Annotated in this window: 17 protein-coding genes; 8 read left to right on the forward strand and 9 right to left on the reverse strand. The window is 63.9% G+C overall.

Annotation, left to right across the window (positions count from 1 at the left end):
• Window position 1: 1 nt before the first annotated feature.
• Together dapB and QQZ18_RS00285 are read left to right on the forward strand one after the other, a co-directional pair.
• Window positions 2-799, forward strand: a complete 798-nt coding sequence (dapB, locus tag QQZ18_RS00280; RefSeq protein ID WP_284537283.1) for a 4-hydroxy-tetrahydrodipicolinate reductase — start codon at window positions 2-4, stop codon at window positions 797-799.
• Window positions 800-857: 58 nt separating this feature from the next.
• Entirely contained in the window at window positions 858-2525 is a 1668-nt protein-coding gene (locus tag QQZ18_RS00285) for a thiamine pyrophosphate-binding protein (RefSeq protein WP_284537284.1), read from the forward strand.
• Between the two features lie 56 nt (window positions 2526-2581).
• Here the strand turns inward: QQZ18_RS00285 and QQZ18_RS00290 are convergent, their stop codons facing one another.
• Together QQZ18_RS00290 and QQZ18_RS00295 are read right to left on the reverse strand one after the other, a co-directional pair.
• Complete coding sequence (locus tag QQZ18_RS00290) at window positions 2582-4252, reverse strand: MFS transporter (RefSeq protein ID WP_446728584.1); 1671 nt, start codon at window positions 4250-4252, stop codon at window positions 2582-2584.
• Between the two features lie 186 nt (window positions 4253-4438).
• Window positions 4439-5254 (reverse strand): YdcF family protein, encoded by an 816-nt coding sequence (locus QQZ18_RS00295; RefSeq protein WP_284537285.1) that lies wholly within the window; start codon window positions 5252-5254, stop codon window positions 4439-4441.
• A 328-nt stretch (window positions 5255-5582) separates the two neighbouring features.
• Here QQZ18_RS00295 and QQZ18_RS00300 point away from each other — a divergent pair, with 328 nt between their 5' ends.
• Window positions 5583-5933: a RidA family protein gene (locus QQZ18_RS00300; RefSeq protein ID WP_284537286.1), complete on the forward strand. Its 351-nt coding sequence runs from the start codon at window positions 5583-5585 to the stop codon at window positions 5931-5933.
• A gap of 198 nt (window positions 5934-6131) precedes the next feature.
• A complete protein-coding gene (locus tag QQZ18_RS00305; RefSeq protein WP_284537287.1) occupies window positions 6132-7121 on the forward strand; it encodes a transporter in 990 nt (329 codons plus the stop codon).
• Between the two features lie 36 nt (window positions 7122-7157).
• Here the strand turns inward: QQZ18_RS00305 and QQZ18_RS00310 are convergent, their stop codons facing one another.
• From QQZ18_RS00310 to QQZ18_RS00330, 5 genes are all read right to left on the reverse strand, one after another.
• The gene (locus QQZ18_RS00310; RefSeq protein WP_284537288.1) at window positions 7158-8267 is read right to left on the reverse strand and encodes an ABC transporter ATP-binding protein; all 1110 of its coding nucleotides are present in this window, start codon (window positions 8265-8267) and stop codon (window positions 7158-7160) included.
• A 93-nt stretch (window positions 8268-8360) separates the two neighbouring features.
• The gene (locus QQZ18_RS00315; RefSeq protein ID WP_284537289.1) at window positions 8361-10022 is read right to left on the reverse strand and encodes an alpha-glucosidase family protein; all 1662 of its coding nucleotides are present in this window, start codon (window positions 10020-10022) and stop codon (window positions 8361-8363) included.
• Window positions 10023-10153: 131 nt separating this feature from the next.
• Window positions 10154-10984 carry a carbohydrate ABC transporter permease gene (locus QQZ18_RS00320; protein ID WP_284537290.1) on the reverse strand — a complete coding sequence of 277 codons (831 nt, stop codon included), beginning with the start codon at window positions 10982-10984 and terminating at the stop codon, window positions 10154-10156.
• Entirely contained in the window at window positions 10984-11970 is a 987-nt protein-coding gene (locus QQZ18_RS00325; protein WP_284537291.1) for a carbohydrate ABC transporter permease, read from the reverse strand. The genes QQZ18_RS00320 and QQZ18_RS00325 overlap by 1 nt, the downstream gene beginning before the upstream one ends.
• Before the next feature lie 244 nt (window positions 11971-12214).
• Window positions 12215-13480 (reverse strand): ABC transporter substrate-binding protein, encoded by a 1266-nt coding sequence (locus QQZ18_RS00330; RefSeq protein ID WP_446728585.1) that lies wholly within the window; start codon window positions 13478-13480, stop codon window positions 12215-12217.
• 263 nt (window positions 13481-13743) lie between these two features.
• Here QQZ18_RS00330 and QQZ18_RS00335 point away from each other — a divergent pair, with 263 nt between their 5' ends.
• The 3 genes from QQZ18_RS00335 (at window position 13744) to cysN (ending at window position 17893) form a co-directional block, all read left to right on the forward strand.
• Window positions 13744-14814 carry a LacI family DNA-binding transcriptional regulator gene (locus QQZ18_RS00335; RefSeq protein ID WP_284537292.1) on the forward strand — a complete coding sequence of 357 codons (1071 nt, stop codon included), beginning with the start codon at window positions 13744-13746 and terminating at the stop codon, window positions 14812-14814.
• A gap of 242 nt (window positions 14815-15056) precedes the next feature.
• The gene (gene cysD / locus QQZ18_RS00340) at window positions 15057-15965 is read left to right on the forward strand and encodes a sulfate adenylyltransferase subunit CysD (protein WP_284537293.1); all 909 of its coding nucleotides are present in this window, start codon (window positions 15057-15059) and stop codon (window positions 15963-15965) included.
• Window positions 15965-17893, forward strand: a complete 1929-nt coding sequence (gene cysN / locus QQZ18_RS00345; protein ID WP_284537294.1) for a sulfate adenylyltransferase subunit CysN — start codon at window positions 15965-15967, stop codon at window positions 17891-17893. Before cysD ends, cysN begins: the two co-directional genes overlap by 1 nt.
• A gap of 3 nt (window positions 17894-17896) precedes the next feature.
• Here cysN and QQZ18_RS00350 read toward each other — a convergent pair whose 3' ends face one another.
• Window positions 17897-19306: an MFS transporter gene (locus QQZ18_RS00350; RefSeq protein ID WP_284537295.1), complete on the reverse strand. Its 1410-nt coding sequence runs from the start codon at window positions 19304-19306 to the stop codon at window positions 17897-17899.
• A gap of 178 nt (window positions 19307-19484) precedes the next feature.
• Between QQZ18_RS00350 and QQZ18_RS00355 the strand changes: the two genes are divergently transcribed.
• Entirely contained in the window at window positions 19485-19778 is a 294-nt protein-coding gene (locus QQZ18_RS00355; RefSeq protein ID WP_284537296.1) for an FAD assembly factor SdhE, read from the forward strand.
• A 6-nt stretch (window positions 19779-19784) separates the two neighbouring features.
• Here the strand turns inward: QQZ18_RS00355 and QQZ18_RS00360 are convergent, their stop codons facing one another.
• The gene (locus QQZ18_RS00360) at window positions 19785-21008 is read right to left on the reverse strand and encodes a GGDEF domain-containing protein (RefSeq protein WP_284538729.1); all 1224 of its coding nucleotides are present in this window, start codon (window positions 21006-21008) and stop codon (window positions 19785-19787) included.
• Window positions 21009-21299 lie beyond the last annotated feature (291 nt).

Here is a 21299-nt window from a genome sequence, read left to right on the forward strand (position 1 = left end):
AATGACGATGCGTGTCATCGTGGCCGGCGCGACCGGCTGGACCGGTAGTGCGGTGGCCAGGGCAGTTCTCGCATCCGAGGACCTTACCCTGGCCGGGGCGGTTGCCCGCTCGGCTGCCGGGCGCGATCTTGGCGAGGCGCTGGGCGGATCGACCGTCGGCGTGACGGTGGTCGCCACCGTCGAGGAAGCGCTGAGGGCGGGAGCCGACGTGCTTGTCGACTACACCTCCCCCCAGGCGGTGAAGGCCAACGCCATCGCGGCGATTTCGGCCGGTGTCGCCGTGGTCATCGGCACCTCCGGGCTATCGGCCGAGGATTACGCGGAAATCGATGCGGCGGCACGGGCGAAGTCCGTCGGCGCGTTCGCCGCCGGCAACTACTCGATCACCGCCACGCTGATGACCAAGTTCGCTCTGATGGCCGCGAAGTATGTCGCCGACGTCGAAGTGATCGACTATGCCTCGGCAACCAAGCCCGACACGCCATCCGGCACGGCGCGCGAGCTGGCCGAGCGGCTGTCCTTCGTGCGCAAACCTGCCACCTCGAAGCCTGTCGGCGAACTCGGCGGCATCCGCGAAACGCGCGGCGGCACCGTTGGCGCGGTACAGGTGCATTCGCTGCGCATGCCGGGCTACGTGCTGTCTTGCGAGGCGCAGTTCGGCGCGCCCGGCGAACGGCTCCTCATACGCCACGATGCCGGTTCCGATGCAGCGCCCTATGTCGCGGGAACGCTGCTCGCCGTGCGGCGGGTGCGGGAGCAGGCGGGCCTGAGACGCGGACTTGACCTGCTGATCGACTGACCGTCTCGATAGTCTCGACATTCCGGTGGCGCACCGGTCGTTTTGGGAGTTCTCCATCTTGTCCCCGTCCATCCCGTCCCGCACTGGCGGTCAAATCCTGGTCGATCAACTGGTCCGACAGGGCGTCGAGCGGCTGACCTGCGTGCCCGGTGAATCTTATCTCGCCGCCCTCGATGCGCTGCACGATAGCCCGATCGACGTGCTGGTCTGCCGCAACGAGGCCGGAGCCACCATGATGGCCGAGGCCTATGGCAAGCTTACCGGCAAGCCCGGAATCTGCTTCGTGACCAGGGCGCCGGGCGCCACCAATGCCGCGCCCGGACTCCATATCGCCGAGCACGACTCGACGCCGCTGATCCTGTTCGTCGGCCAAGCCGAGCGCGGGATGCTGGAGCGCGGCTGTTTTCAGGAGATGGACTACAAGGCGGTGTTCGGCTCCATCGCCAAATGGGTGGTCGAGATCGACGATCCTGCGCGCATCCCGGAACTGGTGGCCCGCGCCTTCCGCGTCGCCACCCAAGGGCGGCCGGGACCGGTGGTGGTGTCACTGCCCGAGGACATGCTGACCGAGGCGGCCGAGGTGGCCGATGCGCCGGTGGTCGAACCGGTCGAGATCTGGCCGGGGCTTGCCGATCTTGCGCGTCTCCAGAAGCTGGTCTGGGAGGCCAAGCGGCCACTGATGATCCTCGGGGGCTCGCGCTGGAGCGAGCGGGCGCGCCGCGAGGTGATCCGCTTCGCCGAGCGGTTCGACCTGCCGGTGGCGACGAGTTTCCGTCGCGCCTCGCTGTTCCCGGCCGATCATCCGAACTATGCTGGCGATCTCGGCCTGGGTCCCAACCCTAAGCTGGCCGCCCGGGTTCGCGAAGCGGATGTGCTGCTGGTCATTGGCGGCCGCCTGTCGGAATCGCCGTCGTCGTCCTACACGCTGCTCGATATACCCCAGCCCAGGCAGACGCTGATCCACGTCTATCCCGACCCGGAAGAGATCGGCCGCGTCTATCAGCCGGCGCTCGGCATCGTCGCCAGTCCGCATGCCTTCGCCTCGGCGCTATCCACCGTGCACCCGCCGGTCGAAATTCCCTGGTCGGCCGAGACGAAGGCCGCCCGCGCCGATTTTCTGGCCTGGACCGACAAGCCCACGGTGTTGCCGGGTGAATTCCAGTATGGCGAGGCCATGGTCTGGCTGCGCGAGCACCTGCCGCCCGAGACCATCATCGCCAACGGTGCCGGCAACTATGCCATCTGGGTGCATCGCTATTGGCGGTATCGCAGCTTCACCGGCCAATTGGCGCCCACGTCGGGATCGGTGGGCTATTCGGTGCCGGCCGGCGTCATGGCAAAGCGGCAGTTTCCGGAGCGGCCGGTCGTCGTGTTTGCCGGCGACGGCTGTTTCCTGATGAACGGCCAGGAATTCGCCACCGCCGTGCAATACGACATCCCGGTCGTGGTGGTGGTCGTCGATAACGCCATGTACGGCACCATCCGCATGCATCAGGAGCGGGAGTATCCCGGTCGCGTTTCGGCGACCTCGCTGAAGAACCCCGACTTCGCGGCCTTGGCGCGCGCCTATGGCGGTCACGGCGAGACCGTGCGGACAACGGCGGAGTTCGCCCCTGCCTTCGAGCGGGCGATGGCCTCCGGCAAGCCGGCGATCGTCCATTGTTTCCTAGACCCGCAGGCGGTGACCCCGGCGAAGACGCTCGATCAGTTCGCCGGGCGCGGCTGACCCGAAATGCAAAGGCCCGGCCATGACGGCCGGGCCCAACGCATCTTTGTGGCAGATCAGTAGTCGGCGTGGATGTCGTTGTCCTTGGTTTCCCGGACAAACAGCATGCCGATCACCAGCGTGGCCGCCGCCACGACGATCGGATACCAGAGGCCGTAGTAGATGTCGCCGGTGGCCGCCACCATGGCGAAGGCCGTCGTCGGCAGGAAGCCGCCGAACCAGCCGTTGCCGATGTGGTAGGGAAGCGACATCGAGGTGTAGCGGATACGGGTCGGGAACATCTCGACCAGAATGGCGGCGATCGGGCCGTAGACCATGGTGACGTAGAGCACCAGCACGAAGAGCAGCAGCGTCACCATGACGATGTTGATCTGGGCAGGGTCCGCCTTGGCCGGGTAACCAGCCGTCGTGACGGCATCCGTCAGCGACTTGCTGAACACCTGCGCGGGCGTGGCCCCGTCGGCACCGGCTTCGGTGCCGAAAGTGACGGCGGTTGCGCCGATCTTCACGGTCGCCGGCGTACCAGCTGGCGCCGCTTCGTTATGATAGGGAACGCCCGCCTTGACCAGCGCCGCCTTTGCAACGTCGCAGGAGGTGGTGAACTTCGACGTTCCCACGGGGTTGAACTGGAACGAGCACTCGTTGGGGTCGGCGACGACGGTCACGGGCGCGTTGGCGACGGCCTGTTCCAGAGCCGGGTTGGCGTAGTGGGTGATGCCCTTGAAGATCGGGAAATAGGTGAGACAGGCGAGAAGCAGGCCGACCATGATGATGGGCTTGCGGCCGATCCGGTCGGACAGAGTGCCGAAGATCACGAAGAAGGGGGTGGCGAGCAGCAGTGACGCGGCGATCAGAAGATTGGCCGTCTGTGCCTCCACCTTCAGCGTCTGGGTCAGGAAGAACAGCGCGTAGAACTGGCCCGTGTACCAGACCACGGCCTGTCCCGCGACGAGACCGAACAGGGCAAGCAGGACGACCTTGAGGTTCTTCCAGCGGCCGAAGGCTTCGGTGAGCGGCGCCTTGGATGTCTTGCCCTCTTCCTGCATGCGGCGGAAGGCCGGGCTCTCGTTGAGCTTCAGGCGGATCCAGACGGAAACGGCCAGCAGCAGGATCGACACCAGGAAGGGAATGCGCCAGCCCCAGGCGTTGAAGTCCTCGGCCGACAACGCCGCGCGGCATCCGAGAATGACCAGAAGCGACATGAACAGCCCGAGCGTGGCCGTCGTCTGGATCCAGGACGTATAGGCGCCACGGCGATGATCGGGGGCGTGTTCGGCGACATAGGTCGCCGCGCCGCCATATTCGCCGCCGAGGGCCAGGCCCTGGAGGAGACGAAGCAATATCAGGATGACGGGTGCGATGATGCCGATCGACGCATAGTTGGGCAGGATGCCGACGATGAATGTCGACGCGCCCATGATCAGGATGGTGACGAGGAACGTGTACTTGCGGCCGATCATGTCGCCGAGACGGCCGAACACGAGCGCGCCGAACGGGCGCACCGCGAAACCGGCGGCAAAGGCGAGCAGGGCGAAGATGAAAGCCGCCGTCGGATTGACGCCGGAGAAGAACTGGGCGGCGATGACCGCTGACAGTGAGCCGTAGAGATAGAAATCATACCATTCGAAGACGGTTCCGAGCGACGAGGCGAAGATCACGCGCCGCTCCTCTTTCGTCATCGTGGTCGAACCAGGCGTCTTCGTCGGGTCGACGGTGACTGCTGTCATCGGTGTTCCTCCCAAAACGTGATGCTTTCACCCCGGTCTGCCCGATGGTCGAGAGCAACCGCCGGCTCCACCCAGACTCGGAGGTGAGACGTAATACTACGTATGCGGGAGTTATGCGTGAAGGTACTTATTCGGAATCTTTAGTCTACCAATGACCCAAATGGTTGAAATGACTTGGATTGGGCCTCAACTGCCAGCGCGACGGCCTAGGGCTGCGGCATCAAATTTGCCGGAGTTCATGATGTGGCGCCACGCGTCCGTTACGTCCTCGGGTATGTCGACATGCGGCAGGAATCCCTTGCCGCGCGGACCGTAGCCGTTTTCATCGTCGGTGAGCCGCTGGATCTCCCCCGTCAGCAGCGACAGGAAGCGTTCCGGTGCCCATTTCCGGCTGTTCGGGCTCTGGAGATAGTCGATGCCGCCGCCGCGATAGCCGAGGCGCGGCACCTGTACCGGCCAATTGACGAGTTCCGGGCACGTTGCATCCGCCCACGCCTGTCGGAACGACGCATCGGTCCGCCTCTGCATCAGCGGATCCTGAACGAGCAGGATTGCCGACGGCGCCAGACCACGCTCGTCCAGCAGGCGCCGTGTGAACAGAGCGTTCTCACCGCAGTTGGTCGAGACGTCTTCGAGAAGCAGCCGTGATTGATCGAGGCCGAGGAACATGGCTGCGATGTCGCCGAGCAGGCGCGCTTCCGAAGTCTGACCTGCCAATGCTTTCCGGTACACCGGATGGGCATCGACGGCTGTCGCCAGCAGGCTGGTGGAATGGCCGATACCACCGGAAATCAGCAGGGGCGCGCCGGTTGCCCTGGCCTTTTTCACCGCGCCTTCCAGCGTCCACAACAGCGCATTGCCGGCCAACACGACGAGGTCGAACGCCGGAGCATGGTCCTTGTCCCGGCCGCCAAGATCGTCGAGCGCCAGAAAGCGAGCAACGGCGTTGATCGCCGCGATATCGTCGGCGTCGAGCGGGCCGTAGGGACCGAAGAATGACATGAGAGGCTCCGCGTCTGTGGTGGTCGTGACCGACGAACCATAGCCAAGGCTTGTAGGGGGCGTGGCAGTAGTCGACTATTCGTGGCAGCGCTCATGGGGTTCGATCTGACGTTGCTAATCGATCCAGCGGCGAAGACTGCGAAGGAGCGTGCCCGAGCCTTTCGTCCGAAGCGGGCTTTCGGCTGCGGAGCGATGCTCGGTCGGGGGCGTCGCCGGGCACCAGATCCCTCGCGTGTTTTCCTGTTGCGGCCGATCTGCCGAGAAGATAGGCAACGAACACCCCTGCGGGCGGATGGGCCGCCCGCCCCTGGAAACGGAGAATCCCGCAATGGCGATCACCCGCATCGAGCCCGGCAAGCGCATGAGCAACGCCGTCGTCCACAACAAGACCGTCTATCTCGCCGGCCAGATCGGCTCACCGAAGGGTGACGTCAAGTCGCAGGCCGTGGAGGCGCTGGCCGAGGTGGATCGTCTGCTCGCCGCCGCCGGCACCGACAAGACGCGCGTGCTGCAGGCTATCGTCTGGCTTGCCGACATGTCCGACTTCGCCGCCATGAACGAGGTCTGGGAAACCTGGGTGTCGCCGGGCAATACGCCGGCGCGCGCCACCGGCGAGGCCAAGCTGGCCGCTCCGGAATACAAGGTGGAGTTCATCATCACCGCTGCTCTCCCGGACTGATCCGTCCGCAGGCCGTGGTGCCGGCATTTGCCGGCCCAAGGCCTGACCATTCGATCGGCGGGCGCTCGTGCAAGTCCGGAGCGCTCGCCGGCTCACGCTCCGAAGCGCCAGGCGTCTGCGACCGGAGTAGAAGACCGTCACTCTCGCGTGCTATCAGGAAAATCGCGGCTTGCCGCGCCTGTCAGGAGTGCCTGGTCCTTGCTCAACACCGAGATTCCCGGTTTCGTCTGGGCCTATCGTTTCGATGCCGCGACCGGCGCCGGCCATCCGCTGCCGCCGACCACGCCACGCGAGGAGCTGATCGTCGACGAAGGCTTCGTCTGGCTGCATCTCGCTCTCAGCGATGCTCGCGTTCCGAAGTTCCTGGAAGGCTTCCCCGATCTTCCCCAGGCGGCACGGGCCACGTTGACCGACCGCGACAATCATGTGGTGCTTGCGTCCGACGATGGCGTGTTGCACGGCGTATTCACCGACATCGAACGCGCCTTCGACTACGAGACCAACGATATCGGCTGGTTCCGCTTCGCCGCGTCTGAACGACTGATCGTCACGGCCCGGCTGCATCCCCTGCGCTGCGTTGAGGCGGCGCGGCTCGCCGTCGATCGTGGTCTCGCCATCCACGGGACGGTGGGCGTATTCGCCGCCGTCGTGACCGAGTTCGAGAAAGTGGTCGATGCCCTCATCGTCGAGATGGGCGACGAGCTCGATCGCATCGAGGACTATGTTTTCGAGACGGCCCCGCGCGACGAGCGCCGTCGGCTCGGTCCGGTTCGGCGCACCGTGGTCCGCTTGAACCGACTGCTCCGGGCATCCGTGGCGCTGTTCCGCCGGTATCAGCGTTGGGACGAGCCCGATCCGCTACCCACCGGTACGGTCGAAATGGCCGAAACGCTGGCCGACCTGCTCGGCTCGGCCTCCCAGGAGATGCAGGGCTTGCAGGATCGGGCGCGTCTTCTGCACGAAGAAATCGACTCCAAGATTTCCTCGGAGACCAACCGTCATCTCTACATTCTCTCGATCATGACGGCCTTCCTGTTGCCGCCGACGCTGGTGACCGGCTTCTTCGGCATGAACACCGGCGGCCTGCCTTTCGCCGGCGAGCATTTCGGCACGCTGCTTGCCTTCATGCTAGGCGGGCTTTCGGTATGGGGAGCCTGGTGGTTCTTGAAGCGGGTCGGCATTCTCTGAGGGGACGGGCCGCCTCGAGAGGCGGCCGTACCTCGGTCAGGCGGCGGCGGTCGAGAGCCGCATGCGCGGGAAAGCAAAGCCGTTTTCATCGAAGAGATGCAGACGATCGGCCGGGGCCGTCACCGTCAGCGTCGATCCCTTGGCGATCTCCACGTCGCCATCGATCTTGACGGTGATCGGCTCGGGAAGGCCTGTGTCGAGATAGGCCAGCGTCACCTCGCCGAGCTTTTCGACGATCGACACGGTCCCGGTGAAAAGTCCCGGTCCGTCGGTGGGCGTCAGGTCTTCGGGCCGGACGCCGAAGGTTGCCTTGGCATCGAGATAGGTGGCGGCGACCTCGGCATTGACGACGACCGGATTGCCGGTGTCCGGCTGCACCGTTGCCGGAGCGCCCGTGCTGGTGATGGTCGCCGAGACGATGTTCATGGCCGGCGAGCCGATGAAGCGGGCGACGAACAGATTGTCGGGCGTATGATAGAGCTCCATCGGCGTACCGACCTGCTCGACCACGCCGAAGTTGAGCACCACGATGCGGTCGGCGAGCGTCATCGCCTCCACCTGATCGTGCGTCACGTAGATCATGGTGGTGTCGGCCATCCGCTCGTGCAGCTTGGCGATCTCCAGGCGCGTTGCTACGCGCAAGGCCGCGTCGAGGTTGGAGAGCGGTTCGTCGAACAGGAAGACCTTGGGGTCGCGGACAATGGCCCGGCCGATGGCGACACGCTGCCGCTGGCCACCGGACAGTTGCTTGGGAAGGCGGTCGAGATAGGGCGTGATCTGCAGCATGTCGGCCGCTTCACGCACCCGCCGGTCCTGCTCGCCTTGCGATGCCTTCGCCAGCTTCAGGCCGAAGGCCATGTTCTCGTAGACCGTCATGTGGGGGTAGAGAGCATAGCTCTGAAACACCATGGCGATGCCGCGCTTGGAGGGCGGCAGGGTGTTGACGACGGCACCACCGATTTCCAGCGTTCCCTCGGTGATGTCTTCGAGGCCGGCGATGAGCCGAAGGAGCGTCGACTTGCCGCAGCCGGAGGGGCCGACGAAGACGACGAACTCGCCGGACTTGATGTCGAGGTCGATGCCGTGCAGCACTTGCACGGCGCCATAGGCCTTCTTGACTTGCTTGAGCTTCAGTCCGGCTGACATGCGCAACTCCTCCCTCAATTCCCGAAGGGTTCTCCCAACCCGGTTCCTGGAACCCGGCCGCCCCACGAAAGGGCAGCCGGTCATTCGTTCAGATCATTTCACCTTGGCGACGAAGGCGCTTTCGGCCGGCAGCGTCACCATGCCTTCGACAATCCTCGAGGCGAAGCCGAGGTCGGCGGTTGCCGCCACGGAAAGGTCCGCGGGCACGGGGAAGCCAGCACCCGTCCTGCCGAAGTTGAAGACGCAGAGCACCTTGTCGTCGCCTGCTTCGCGCAGGAAGGCGAGGATGTCGCCATCGGACTCGAGAAAGCGCACCGTGCCCTTGGTGAGCGCCTGGCTCGTCTTGCGCCAGGCGATCATGGCCTTGTAGAGCTCGTATTGGCTTTCGGGCTTGCCGACCTGCTGATCCACTGCCTTGGCGAGGTGGTCCTGCGACACCGGCAGCCAGGGCTTGGCAGTCGAAAAGCCGGCATTCGCGGCCTCGGCTTCCCAAACCATCGGCGTGCGGCAGCCGTCGCGCCCCTTGAACTCCGGCCAGAAGCGAATGCCGTAGGGATCGACCAGATCCTCGAAGGCGAGATCTGCCTCGGTGAGGCCGAGCTCGTCGCCCTCATAGATGCAGACCGAACCGCGCAGGCTGAGGTGAAGGGTCGCCATCAGCTTGCCCTGCTGCGCCGGGTTCTGCGCATAGGGCAAATGGCGCGTCGCATAACGGACGACGTCGTGGTTGGACAACGCCCAGCAGGGCCATGCATCGCCGGCGCCGGCCTCGAAGGTCTTCAGCGTCTTTTCGATATAGGCTCGGGACGGCTCTCCTCCGAGAAGGTCGAAGGTGTAGCTCATGTGCAGCTTGTCGCCGCCCGAGGTGTAGGCGATCATCGTCTTGAGGGACCGATCGCCGTCTCCGATCTCGCCGACCGTGGTGGAGCCAGGGTACTGGTCGAGCAGCTGACGCATACGCTTCAGGAAGTCGAGATTTTCCGGCTGGCTCTTGTCGTGGACATGATCCTGCCGGAGATAGGGATTGACCCGTGGCGCATCGATGGCGTCGACCGGTCGCGTCTGCGGCGGATTGGCGCGCAGCTCCTTGTCATGGAAATAGAAGTTCACCGTGTCGAGTCGGAAGCCGTCGACGCCGAGTTCGAGCCAGAACTTCAACACGTCCAACAGGGCATCCTGAACCGCGGGCGTGTGGAAGTTGAGGTCGGGCTGGCTGGCGAGGAAATTATGCAGGTAATACTGGCAGCGCCGTGTATCCCACTCCCATGCGGAGCCGCCGAAGACGGACAGCCAGTTGTTGGGCGGCGTGCCGTCCGGCTGGGCGTCCGCCCAGACATACCAGTCCGCCTTGGCGTTGATCTGGTCCTTCCGGCTTTCTGAGAACCACGGATGCAGATCCGACGTGTGGCTCAGCACCTGATCGATGATCACCTTGATTCCGCGCCGATGCGCCTCGGCGACCATCTTCCGGAAGTCGTCCAACGTGCCGAAGATGGGGTCGATGTCGCAATAGTCGGAAACGTCGTAGCCAAAATCCTTCATCGGCGACTTGAAGAAGGGCGACAGCCAGATGGCGTCGACGCCGAGGTCTTCGAGATAGCCGAGGCGAGCGGTGACGCCGGCGAGATCGCCGATGCCGTCGCCATTGGAGTCCTGGAACGAGCGCGGATAGATCTGGTAGATCACCGCGCCACGCCACCAGTCGGGATCGGCGGTCCGGTCGGCGCTTGCAACGGCTTTTTCGAGTGTCGTCATTCCTGTTGATCTTTCTCTTCATCGCGATGCCGGCGGGGAGGGCGTCGGCACGGTCCATCTTGTTCGAGCTGTGGCGCGGACGCAAAGCTTGCTTCGGCGTCCGGCCCCGCTTCGAGACGCGGCGTCTCTTCCTAGCCCTTGACGCCGCCGGCCGTCAGCCCCTGAACGATCTTGCGCTGGAAGATCAGCACCAGAGCGACGAGCGGCACGGTCACGATGACCGAGGCTGCCATGATGCGGCCCCAGGGAATCTCGTACTGGCTCGCTCCCGACAGCAGGGCGATGGCGACCGGCACGGTGCGCGTCTCGTTGGAGGAGGTGAAGGTCAGCGCGAACAGGAACTCGTTCCAGGCGGCGATGAAGGCGAGCAGACCCGTCGTCACCAGCGCCGGCCACATCAGCGGCATGAACACCTTGGTGATGATCACCCACGGGGTGGCGCCATCGACGATCGCCGCCTCCTCGATCTCCACCGGCAGGTCGCGCATGAATGTGGTGAGCACCCAGACGGTAAAGGGCAGGGTGAAGATCGTGTAGGAGAAGATCAGGGCGAACGGCGTGTTGAACAGGCCGAAGGCTCGCACCAGCTCGAACAGGCCGGCCAGCACCGCGATCTGCGGAAACATCGACACGGCGAGGATGGTCATCAGCAGCAGGCCACGGCCGCGGAAGCTGACGCGTGCCAGGGCAAAGGCCGCCGTCACGGCGAGAAACAGCGCCAGCACCACCACCGACGTCGCCACCAGGATCGAGTTGCCGAGGTTGCGGACGAACACGCCGGTGGTCAGAACGGCGATGTAGTTGTCGAGGCTGAAGTGGGTCGGCAGGTAGTTGATCTCGAACAGGGCCGTGCCGGATTTGAAGCTCGTCAGGATCGCGTAATAGAACGGAAAGACCGAGACGAAGACGATGATCGCCACGAGCATGTAGAAGGAGGCGGTCTTGGTATGGTTCCAGAGCATCACCGGTCTCCTCCGTCGAAGCGGACCTTGCCGAGCCAGATGTAGAGAATGGTCATCAGGGCGATGATCAGGAACAGCATGGTCGACTGTGCCGAGCCGTAGGCGAACTTGTCGAAGTCGATCAGGTTCTCGCGTGCCAGGACCGAGATTGTCTTCGTCTGTGAGCTATTGGGCGTCAGCACGTAGATCAGGTCGAAGATGCGCATGGCATCGAGCAGGCGGAAGATTACCGCCACCATCAGGGCCGGACGCACCAGCGGCAACGTCACTTTCCAGAAGGTCTTGACCGGGTGAACGCCGTCGAGAGCCGCCGCTTCGTAGATATCGCGCGGGATCATCTGCAAGCCGGCGAGAATGAGGAGCGCCATGAACGGCGTCGTTTTCCAGACGTCGACGATGAGCACGGCGATCATGGCCGTGTCGGACGAGGCCGTCCAGGCGATCTTGTGATCGATCAGGCCGAACATCAGCAGCACGTCGTTGATGATGCCGAATTGGTCGTTCAGCATCCATCCCCACATGCGGGCGGAAACGATGGTCGGGATGGCCCAGGGAATGAGGATGGCAGCGCGTACGATGCCGCGCCCCTTGAACTCGGCGTTGAGCACCAGCGCCACGACGGTGCCGAGGATGGTCTCGAGCGTCACCGACAGCACGGAAAAGCGGACCGTGTTCCAGACGGCGTTCCACCAGACGGGGTCGGCAAGCAGACCCGACCATATGATGCGGCCGCTCTTCAGCACCGTCCAGCCGAGGTAGTTTTTGAAGCCCACCAGCTCTGCGCCGTAGAGGTTGGTCAGCGAGGCATTGGTGAACGAGAAGTAGATGGTTCTGAGAAGCGGCCATCCGGCGACGATGGCGAGCGCGACCAGCATCGGAACCAGGAACCAGCCGGCGGCCCTCAGGCGCTGGCGCATCAATTCGGACTTGACCCGCTTGGGATGTCCGGTCGGCACGATCCGGATCGTCGATTGGGTGGAGGCCATGGCAATTCCTGCAATGGAGTGCGGAAGGCATCGGTGCCGTCGTGGCGGCATCGATCAAGCGCAGCCCGGAAACCGTGATGGTTTTCGGCAGCCGTCTCTTGGTCTGGAATAGTTCGGAGGGGCTCGACAGCCTTCGGTCCGAACCAGGTCCAGACAGGCAGGGAGTGGAGCGAACCACTCGGAAGGTGCGGCCGCCCGATCGCCGAAGGGGATGGCGTCGGACGGCCGTCGAGCCGAGGTCGGCTTACCAGCCGGACCCCTTGAGCTCGGTCAGCTTGGCCTCGAGGACTTCGAGGTTTTCGGCGGCGGTGCCATTACCCGACAGCGTGTCGTGCACGGCCGACCAGAACAGCGAGGATACCTCGTTGTACTTGACCTTGGTCGGGGCCGACGGACGCGGCACGGCGTTCATGAACACGTCCTTCCACTGCGGGATGATCGGCGCGGCCTTGGCCACGTCGGCATCGTCGTAGAGCGAGACGATGGTCGGCAGGTTAGTCTGGTTGATGGCGCGGTTCTTCTGCACTTCCGTCGAACCGAGGAACAGGGCGAGCTTGATCGCCTCTTCCGGATGCTTGGAGTACTTCGACACCGCATAGTTCCAGCCGCCGAGGGTGGCGGCGGGCTTGTCGTCGGCCGAGGCGGCCGGCAGGGTCGATACGCCGAACTTGCCCTTCACGGCGCTGTCGTCGCCGTTGCCGAGAGCGTAGGCATAGGGCCAGTTGCGCATGAACACCGCGTTGCCGGTCTGCCAGACGCCGCGCGCTTCCTCTTCCTGGTAGGCAAGCACGCCCGGGGGCGAAATCGTGCCGACCCAGCCTTTGACCGTATCGAGAGCCTTGGCCGCCTTCTCGTTGTTGATCGAGATATCGCCGTTCGCTTCGACGATCTGACCGCCACCGAACGACTTCACCCACTCCAGCGCGTTGCAGGTGAGCCCTTCGTAGGCGTTGCCCTGGAAGACGAGGCCCCAGAGGTCCTTGGAACCGGCAGCGCGCTCCTTGTCCTGGATGTCCTTGGCGGTGGCGGCCATCTCGTCCCAGGTCTTGGGAACCGGCTTGCCATACTTCTCAAGAAGATCCTTGCGATAGAACAGAGCGGGGGCGTCGGTGAAGGCCGGGATGGCCACCAGCTTGCCGTTGGCCGTCTGCGACTCGATGATCGACGGGAAGTGATCCTTGACGACATCCTTGGCGGCGTCGGTCAGGTCGAGGAACTGCTCGGAGAGCTGCGGCGCCCAGATGACGTCGGTCATGTAGACGTCGATGTCGGCATTGCCGGCGGCCAGCCACAGGCGGTACTGGCCGAACTGGTCGGTGGTCGACGGCGGCATCGGCACGATCTTGACCGTGTTGCCGGTCTTGGCCTCGAACTCCTTCAACTGGCTCTGCAGGAAGGCCAGTCCGTTGCCGGAGTCGCCAGACACGATCGCAAGCTCGGCGGCCATCGTGACAGATGCGCTGAAAACCGCACCGGCGAAAAGACCGGCACGCAGTGCTGAGTGATACATCAAGTCCTCCCTTGAATGCGGCACTTCTCCCGAATGCCGCAACTGGGTACGAAGCGCTCGAAACCTCCAAAGCGCTTTGAACGTCGAGATCATCCTTGAAAGCCGCGTTCCTGTCAACTGGTCAATGTAACCGTTTGCAGGGAGGATTTCGGGTAACGGGACAGGGCGTTCGGCCGTGCTGATCCTTTAAGCAGGCTGGACAATGGGTGTAACAATAACGCTACAAATGGTAAGGCACGCTCATCGGCGTCGGCTCCCGGTCCATGGGGGAAGAACGAGGCGGCTTCCGATGGCGACGGAAATTGACAATGAATCTTAAGGAATTGGCCGCCGAGCTGCATTTGTCGCAGACGACAGTCAGTCGCGCGCTCAACGGATACCCCGAGGTCAGCGAAAAAACGCGTGAAATCGTGCTCGCCGCTGCGCAACGTTTCGGATATCGGCCCAGTCCGGCGGCGCGACGGCTCGCGACGGGACGTGCCCACGCATTAGGCGTCGTCTTTAACGCCGAGCGAAACGCCCTGATGGATCCGCTTTTCGTCGAATATCTTGCCGGGGTGGCCGAAACCAGCGCCAAGCAGGGCTTCGATATTCTCATCAGTCCGTCGACGCCGCGCGACGAGATCGTCACGTTCGGGCGCCTTGCCCGCGACGGTACGGTTGATGCGGTCATACTCTCCGCCCCCCAGACCACCGACGAGCGCATTGCCCTGCTCAAGGAGCTGAAGTTCCCCTTCGTCGTGCATGGGCGGCCGCCGGATCCGACCGGCATCTCCTACATAGACATCGACAATTTCGGCGCGTTCCAGCAGGCGACCAGCTTCCTGATCCAGCTCGGTCATCGACGCGTCACGCTGATCAACGGTGAGGAGCACTTCACTTTCGCCCAGGATCGCTCGCGCGGCGCCGCCATTGCCTTTGCCGCCGCCGGATTGCCGCCGGACATGCTCGAAGAGCATTTCATGCCGATGACCGCCGAGAATGCCTATCGATGTGCCCGGCAGGCGCTGGAGAACGAGGACCGCCCGACGGCCTTCCTGTGCGGCTCCATCCTCGTGGCGCTTGGCGTGCTGCGAGCCGCCGCCGAACTCGGCCTCGAAGTGCCGCGCGATCTTTCCATCGTGGCTCACGACGATGAGATGCCCGCTTTCCCCGCAGATCAGTTTCATCCCCAGCTTACCACCACGCGTTCGTCGATCCGCGCCGCCGGAACCAGGGTGGCGGAGATGGCTTTGGCTCGCGTGGCCGGCCAGAAGCCGGGTACGGTCGCCGAGGTCTGGCCGGTGCAGCTTATCGTCCGGGGATCGACGGCTGCCGCGCCTGAGAAGGTGTGATGGCGAAGTTGCCGTGTTGTCGTTCCCGGTGATTAGAATACTAATCCAGTAGTTAATTGGCATTTCCGAGTGCCGGTCAAAGCAAAACGCGGCCGGCGGAAAGATTTTCTCTTTTCTGCTTTGGTCGGAGTGTGCGCTTTCTTGAGAGCAATGAGGGGACTTGGTACCGCTTTGCCAGTATCTCCGGTCAAAGGGGCTGGGGAATGAAGTCGCGAGGCCGGTCGCGCCCGAGGTGAGTTCAGGTGTCCCAGGATCGTCTGACCCATTTGAAGCGTCTTGAAGCGGAAGCCATACACATCATCCGCGAGGTCGCGGCGGAGTTCCGCAATCCCGTGATGCTCTATTCGATCGGCAAGGACAGCTCGGTGATGCTGCGCCTGGCGCTCAAAGCCTTCTATCCCGGCAAGTTGCCGTTCCCGCTGCTTCACGTCGATACCACCTGGAAGTTTCGCGAAATGATCGCCTTCCGTGACGCGACGGTGAGGCAGGAGGGGCTCGATCTTCTCGTCCACACCAACCAGGACGGCGTCGCCGCCGGCATCAGCCCCTTCACTCACGGTTCGTCCGTCTACACCAACGTCATGAAGACCGAAGCCCTCAAGCAGGCGCTGACGGCCCACGGCTTCGACGCGGCCTTTGGCGGCGCCCGCCGCGACGAGGAGAAGAGCAGGGCGAAGGAGCGCGTGTTCTCCTTCCGCACCGACACCCACGCCTGGGATCCCAAGAACCAGCGCCCGGAGCTGTGGCGCCTCTACAACTCCCGAGTCCGGCCGGGCGAGAGCATCCGCGTCTTCCCCCTGTCCAACTGGACCGAGCTCGACATCTGGCAATACATCCTGCTCGAAAAGATCCCGATCGTGCCGCTCTACTTCTCCGCCGAGCGGCCGGTGGTGAACCGTGGTGGCCAGTGGATCATGGTCGATGACGACCGCCTGCCGCTTCTTTCAGGCGAAAGCCCCGAACTGCGCCGCGTTCGTTTCCGCACGCTGGGCTGCTACCCGCTGACCGCCGCCGTCGAGAGCGATGCGGCGACCCTGCCGGAGATCGTCCGGGAGATGCTGATTGCCCGCACATCCGAGCGGTCCGGTCGCCTGATCGATCACGACGACAGCGCTTCCATGGAGAAGAAGAAGCGGGAAGGCTATTTCTGATGAACGCCATCGATCCGAATGTCGCCGCGGATGCGTCCGCTTTCACGGACTATCTCGGCCGGCACGAGAAGAAGAGCCTCCTGCGCTTTCTCACTTGCGGTTCGGTCGACGACGGCAAGTCGACGCTGATCGGCCGTCTGCTCTATGACTCCAAGCTGCTGTTCGAGGACCAGCTTCTGAGCCTCGAAAAGGACTCCCGCAAGCACGGTACCGTCGGCGACGACATCGACCTCGCCTTGCTCGTCGACGGCCTTGAGGCCGAGCGCGAGCAGGGCATCACCATCGACGTCGCCTATCGTTTCTTCTCGACCGACCGGCGCAAGTTCATCGTCGCCGACACGCCCGGCCACGAGCAGTACACGCGCAACATGGCGACCGGCGCCTCGACGTCCGACCTCGCGGTGATCCTGATCGATGCCAGGCGGGGCGTGCTGACTCAGACCCGCCGTCATTCCTTCATCGTCTCGCTGGTCGGCATCCGTCACGTCGTGCTGGCGGTGAACAAGATCGACCTCGTCGATTTTTCCGAGGCCATCTTCGAGGCCATCGTCGCCGACTACCGCGCCTTCGCCGCCCGTCTCGGCTTTGAAACGTTGACGGCCATTCCGCTCAGTGCCCGCTACGGCGACAACGTGCTCGAGCGCAGCCCTCGCATGCCCTGGTACGACGGTCCGACGCTGGTCGAACACCTGGAGACCGTGGCGGTGGATGACGACGCATCCGAGCGGCCATTTCGCCTGCCGGTGCAGTGGGTCAACCGGCCAAACCTGGATTTCCGCGGTTTTTCGGGCACCATCGCCTCCGGTACCGTGCGGCGTGGCGACGCCATGGTGGTGGCGAAGTCCGGCCGGACCTCGACGGTGAAGTCCATCGTGACCTTCGATGGCGAGCTCGACGTTGCCTCGGCCGGCGAGGCGGTGACGTTGACGCTCGACGATGAGATCGACATCTCGCGCGGCGACTTGCTGACCGGCGCCATCGATCGTCCGGAGGTGGCCGATCAGTTCGCGGCTCATTTGATATGGATGGCCGACGATCCCCTCCTGCCCGGGCGTCCCTATCTCCTCAAGATCGGCGCCCGTCAGGTCGGGGCCCAGGTGACGACGATCCGCCACAAGATCGACGTCAACACCGGCGGCGAGCTGCCGGCCAGAAGCCTGTCGCTCAACGAAGTCGGCGTCGCCCATCTCTCCCTGTCGGAAGCGGTCGCTTTCGATCCCTATGCCGTCAATCGCGAGACGGGCGCCTTCATCATCATCGACCGGCTGTCGAACCTCACGGTCGGCGCCGGCATGATCGACCATGGGCTTCGCCGGGCCGGCAACATCCACTGGCAGGCGCTCGACGTCGACAAGCGGGCGAGGGCGCTCGCCAAAGGACAGAAGTCGGCCGTCGTCTGGTTCACCGGGCTCTCCGGTGCCGGCAAGTCGACCATTGCCAACCTCGTCGAGAAGAAACTGACGGCGCTCGGGCGCCATGCCTACATCCTCGACGGCGACAATGTCCGCCACGGCCTCAATCGCGATCTCGGCTTCTCGGATGCCGATCGCGTCGAAAACATCCGCCGCGTCGCGGAAACGGCCAAGCTGTTCGTCGACGCCGGTCTGATCGTGCTGGTGTCGTTCATCTCGCCTTTCCGGGCGGAACGGCAACTGGCGCGTGAGCTGGTCGAGGATGGCGAGTTCGTCGAGGTTTTCGTGGATACGCCGCTCGATGTTGCGGAGGCGCGTGATCCCAAGGGGCTCTACGCGAAGGCGAGGGCCGGCGAGATTGCCCGATTCACCGGCGTGTCCTCGCCCTACGAGCCGCCTGAGGAGGCGGAAATCCGCCTCGACACCACCAATGCCGCTGCTGACGTGCTGGCCGAGCATGTCGTGGCCTATCTCCAAGAGGCCGGAATCATTCCCGGCGTCGAGGTGACGATCTGACGATCAGGCGGACGGGCCGGCGCGATGAATCCGGCCCATCCGAAGCGTCAGGGCAAGCGGGGGAAACGCCAGCAGAACCGCCGCGATGAAGGCGGCGACCATCGCGAACCGGAGTCCTTCCGGCGAAGGATCGGTTGCAAAGCCCGCGAGATTGCCGACGAGACCGAACACCGCCGAACCGGCCGCATAGCCCGCCGATTGCAACGTCGGCAGCAGCGCCGACGCCTTGTCGCGTTCGCCCTCGGGATAAGTTTCCATCACCACCTGGCAAAGGCTGCCCCAGGCGATGCCCATGCCGAGTCCGATCACCAACTGGCCGAGCATGACCAGCGAGAGCAGGTGTTCGGCCATGGATGCGAGGCTCACGAGGAGGCCAACCACCACCACCGCCGCGCCGATGGAGATGAACGTGAGACGCCTGCCCATGCCGTCAAAGTTCGCCACCGTCACCGCGCCGGTACTCCAGGCGACGGCCATGATGGCGCCGATGCCGCCGGCGACGGCCGGGCCGTATCCCCAGAGGTGCTGCACGGCATAGACCAGGAACACGCCGGTCACCGATTGGGCGAGCGGCAGGAGGAAAATCGTCCACAGGCCAAGCCCCGGCACGCTCGAAAGGCTGAAGGCGCCGCGCGGCAGGATCGAGACGCGAGCGGAAAGATCGATGCGGACGGCGACGGTCAGGCAGAGAGCGGCGCCGGCCACCACGAGGGCGGCCTGCCAAGGTTCATCGAGTGCGACGGCGGCCACCGAGATGGCCATCATGCCGAGCGCCACGAGCCCGAGTCTGACGCCGGGGAAAAGCCCCGCGTCATAATTGCGCTCCTCTTGCGGCACCGCCACGTGGACGAGAACGAGGAAGACGGCGACGATCGGCAGGTTGATCAGGAAGGCGGCGCGCCAGCTGATGAACTCGGTGATGATGCCGGCCAGAACCGGGCCGCCGAAGGCCGCTGCGGCCCAGACGATCGCCTCGGCGCCGAACAGCTTGGCAACGAGCCGCGACGGAAAGAGCTGCGGGATCAGCGCGAAGGCGATGGCGGCGACCAGGCCTTCGCCGGCGCCTTGTACGGCGCGCCCGACCAATACCATCTCCATGCTCGGCGAGAGAGCCGCGGCGAGCGTGCCGATGGCGAATACGCCGCTGGCGACGAACAGACAGCGGCGCGCCCCGAAGCGAGCCTTGAGCAACGGCGCCGAGGCGCCGGCTGTAATCGATGCGACGATGTAGACGGTGAGCGTCCAGGAAAGGTAGGCCTCGCCATGCAGCTCGCCCACCGCCGATGGCATCGCCGTGGACACCAGGAAGGCATTGAAGGCGAAGATCGCCGCGGCGAGCATGAGTGTCAGCGAGGCGGCAAGATAAGCCGGCGAAGCGAGTTCGGACCAACGGCCGGAAGAAGCGGAATTCATGACAAAAACGGCCAACATAATACCGGAAAAGGCCGCCTCCTATAGCAGCCTTCGGCAGTCGCGGATATGGCGGACAACCGGTAATCGTTTACTTTCACCGGGAAAATCGGCTACAGACGGGAACGGCAAGGGGCCTTTCGAGCTGCCCTTCTCTCTTCGTTATCCTGGAGAAATATCAATGTCCGGGCTCAGCCGAACGTCCGACGACCTTTCGCCGCGGCGCCGGAAAATTCTCTACCACGCCTGGCATCGCGGCACGCGCGAGCTGGACCTCCTGCTTGGTCGCTTTGCCGACGATTCCATCGGCACGTTGACGGAAGGAGAGCTGGACGAGTTCGAGGCCCTGCTGGAGGTCGATGATCGCGAACTGTTCGGCTGGATTCTCGGCAAACTGCCTGTTCCGGACACCGCGCCCAAGGCGGTGCTTGCCAAGGTGTTGGCCTTCTCGCAAACCAACCCGCTTGCCGGCTGAACCGGGTCAGGCCGTCGCCGACACGAGTTGGGCGATCTCTCCACGCTTTGCCGTGATCTGCTTGGGCGCAGGCTCCCTGCGATAGACAGCAATGCGGTCGCGACCATCGCTCTTCGCCTTGTAGAGAGCAACGTCGGCCGCACCGTGCAGCGTCTCGTAATTCGACCCGACCTCGGCGACATCGGCAACCCCGATGCTGACCGTTATGCGAAGCTGGCCACTGGCCGTGCTGAGCGCGAAGGCTTGGGTGAGCCGACGAATGTCTTCTGCCAGGGCCGCCGCCGTCGCGGCGTTGCCGTCGGGCAGAAACAGGGCGAACTCTTCGCCTCCGATCCGGGCGGCGACGGCACGTTGGGGCGTTGCCATTGCGAGAATGTTGGCGAATTCGACGAGCGCCCGGTCGCCGGTCAGATGGCCGTGGGTATCGTTGACGCTCTTGAAGTGATCGAGATCGAACAGGATCATGGCGCCGCGCGCGGGGGAACTCTCCAGATGCGACAGAACCTCGCCCAGGAAGCGCCTGCGGTTGGCCAGACCGGTCAGTCCGTCCGTCTCGGCTGCGACACGAAACCGTCTTTCCGACCGTTGCCCCACCAGCGCGAACTGCAAGAGGCCCAGGAAAACAACGAAGCCGATCGATCCGATCAGCGTCAGGACGACGGGCGTGCCCGAGGGCAGGGTGTCGGTGTTGGCATCGAGCGGATAGATCAGCAAATGAATGGTGCGGGCGATCAACAGGGCCTGCTGGACCGCGATGGCTGCCACCGTAAGCGATAGTGACGGCAAGGGTTCCTTACGCCTGTGCTCGACAAGATCGCGGATGATGGCAAGAAGATAGACGGACTGAGCGACCGAAACCGCGTGTGTTCTGAGATTGATGTCGGCAAAGAGCTTGTGGTGGCAGGCGAACGCTAGCCAGGCAAGCCCTCCGAGCAAGGCCAGAAACCGATCGTGACGGCCGATCTTCCCGATGAAACGCCGATAGCCGAACCACACGAGACCAACGGCCACCAACAAGAGAGCGTTGCTGACGACGATCGACAGAAATCCCGGGATCACTCCTCTGAGGCCGACCATGACCATGGCAAGCGTGCAGAGCCCGTAGGCGACACCCCAGAGCGGAACGCTGATCTCGTTTCTGACGCCGCGCCAAATCAGAAGATGGCTCGTTGAGACGCAGGCGCCGGCTACCGCGGCTGCGATCAGCAGGGATGGCACATGAAGCAGCATGCTCACGACAGGATCCTCTTCGGCGTCGACCGACGACAAATCGTCCCAGAGGCGGGACGAACCTTGACCGTGTTTTATAGGGTCATTGTTATGCGGATTGCCTAAAGGATATGGAAAAGTACGAGGTTTGCTGAAGAATGCGTGAACGGAATGGACGCCACCACGTCGCCATAGGCCCCCAATAGGATGTCTTTCGGGTGGTCGCTTGAGCCAAATTGCGATTGGAAATTTGCTAACCCATTGGAATTTAATGATTTATTGTTCCGTCTCGGGGTTTTCTTTTGCCGTTGG

It is taken from the genome of Pleomorphomonas sp. T1.2MG-36, assembly GCF_950100655.1.
In the GTDB taxonomy this organism is placed as follows: Bacteria; Pseudomonadota; Alphaproteobacteria; order Rhizobiales; family Pleomorphomonadaceae; genus Pleomorphomonas.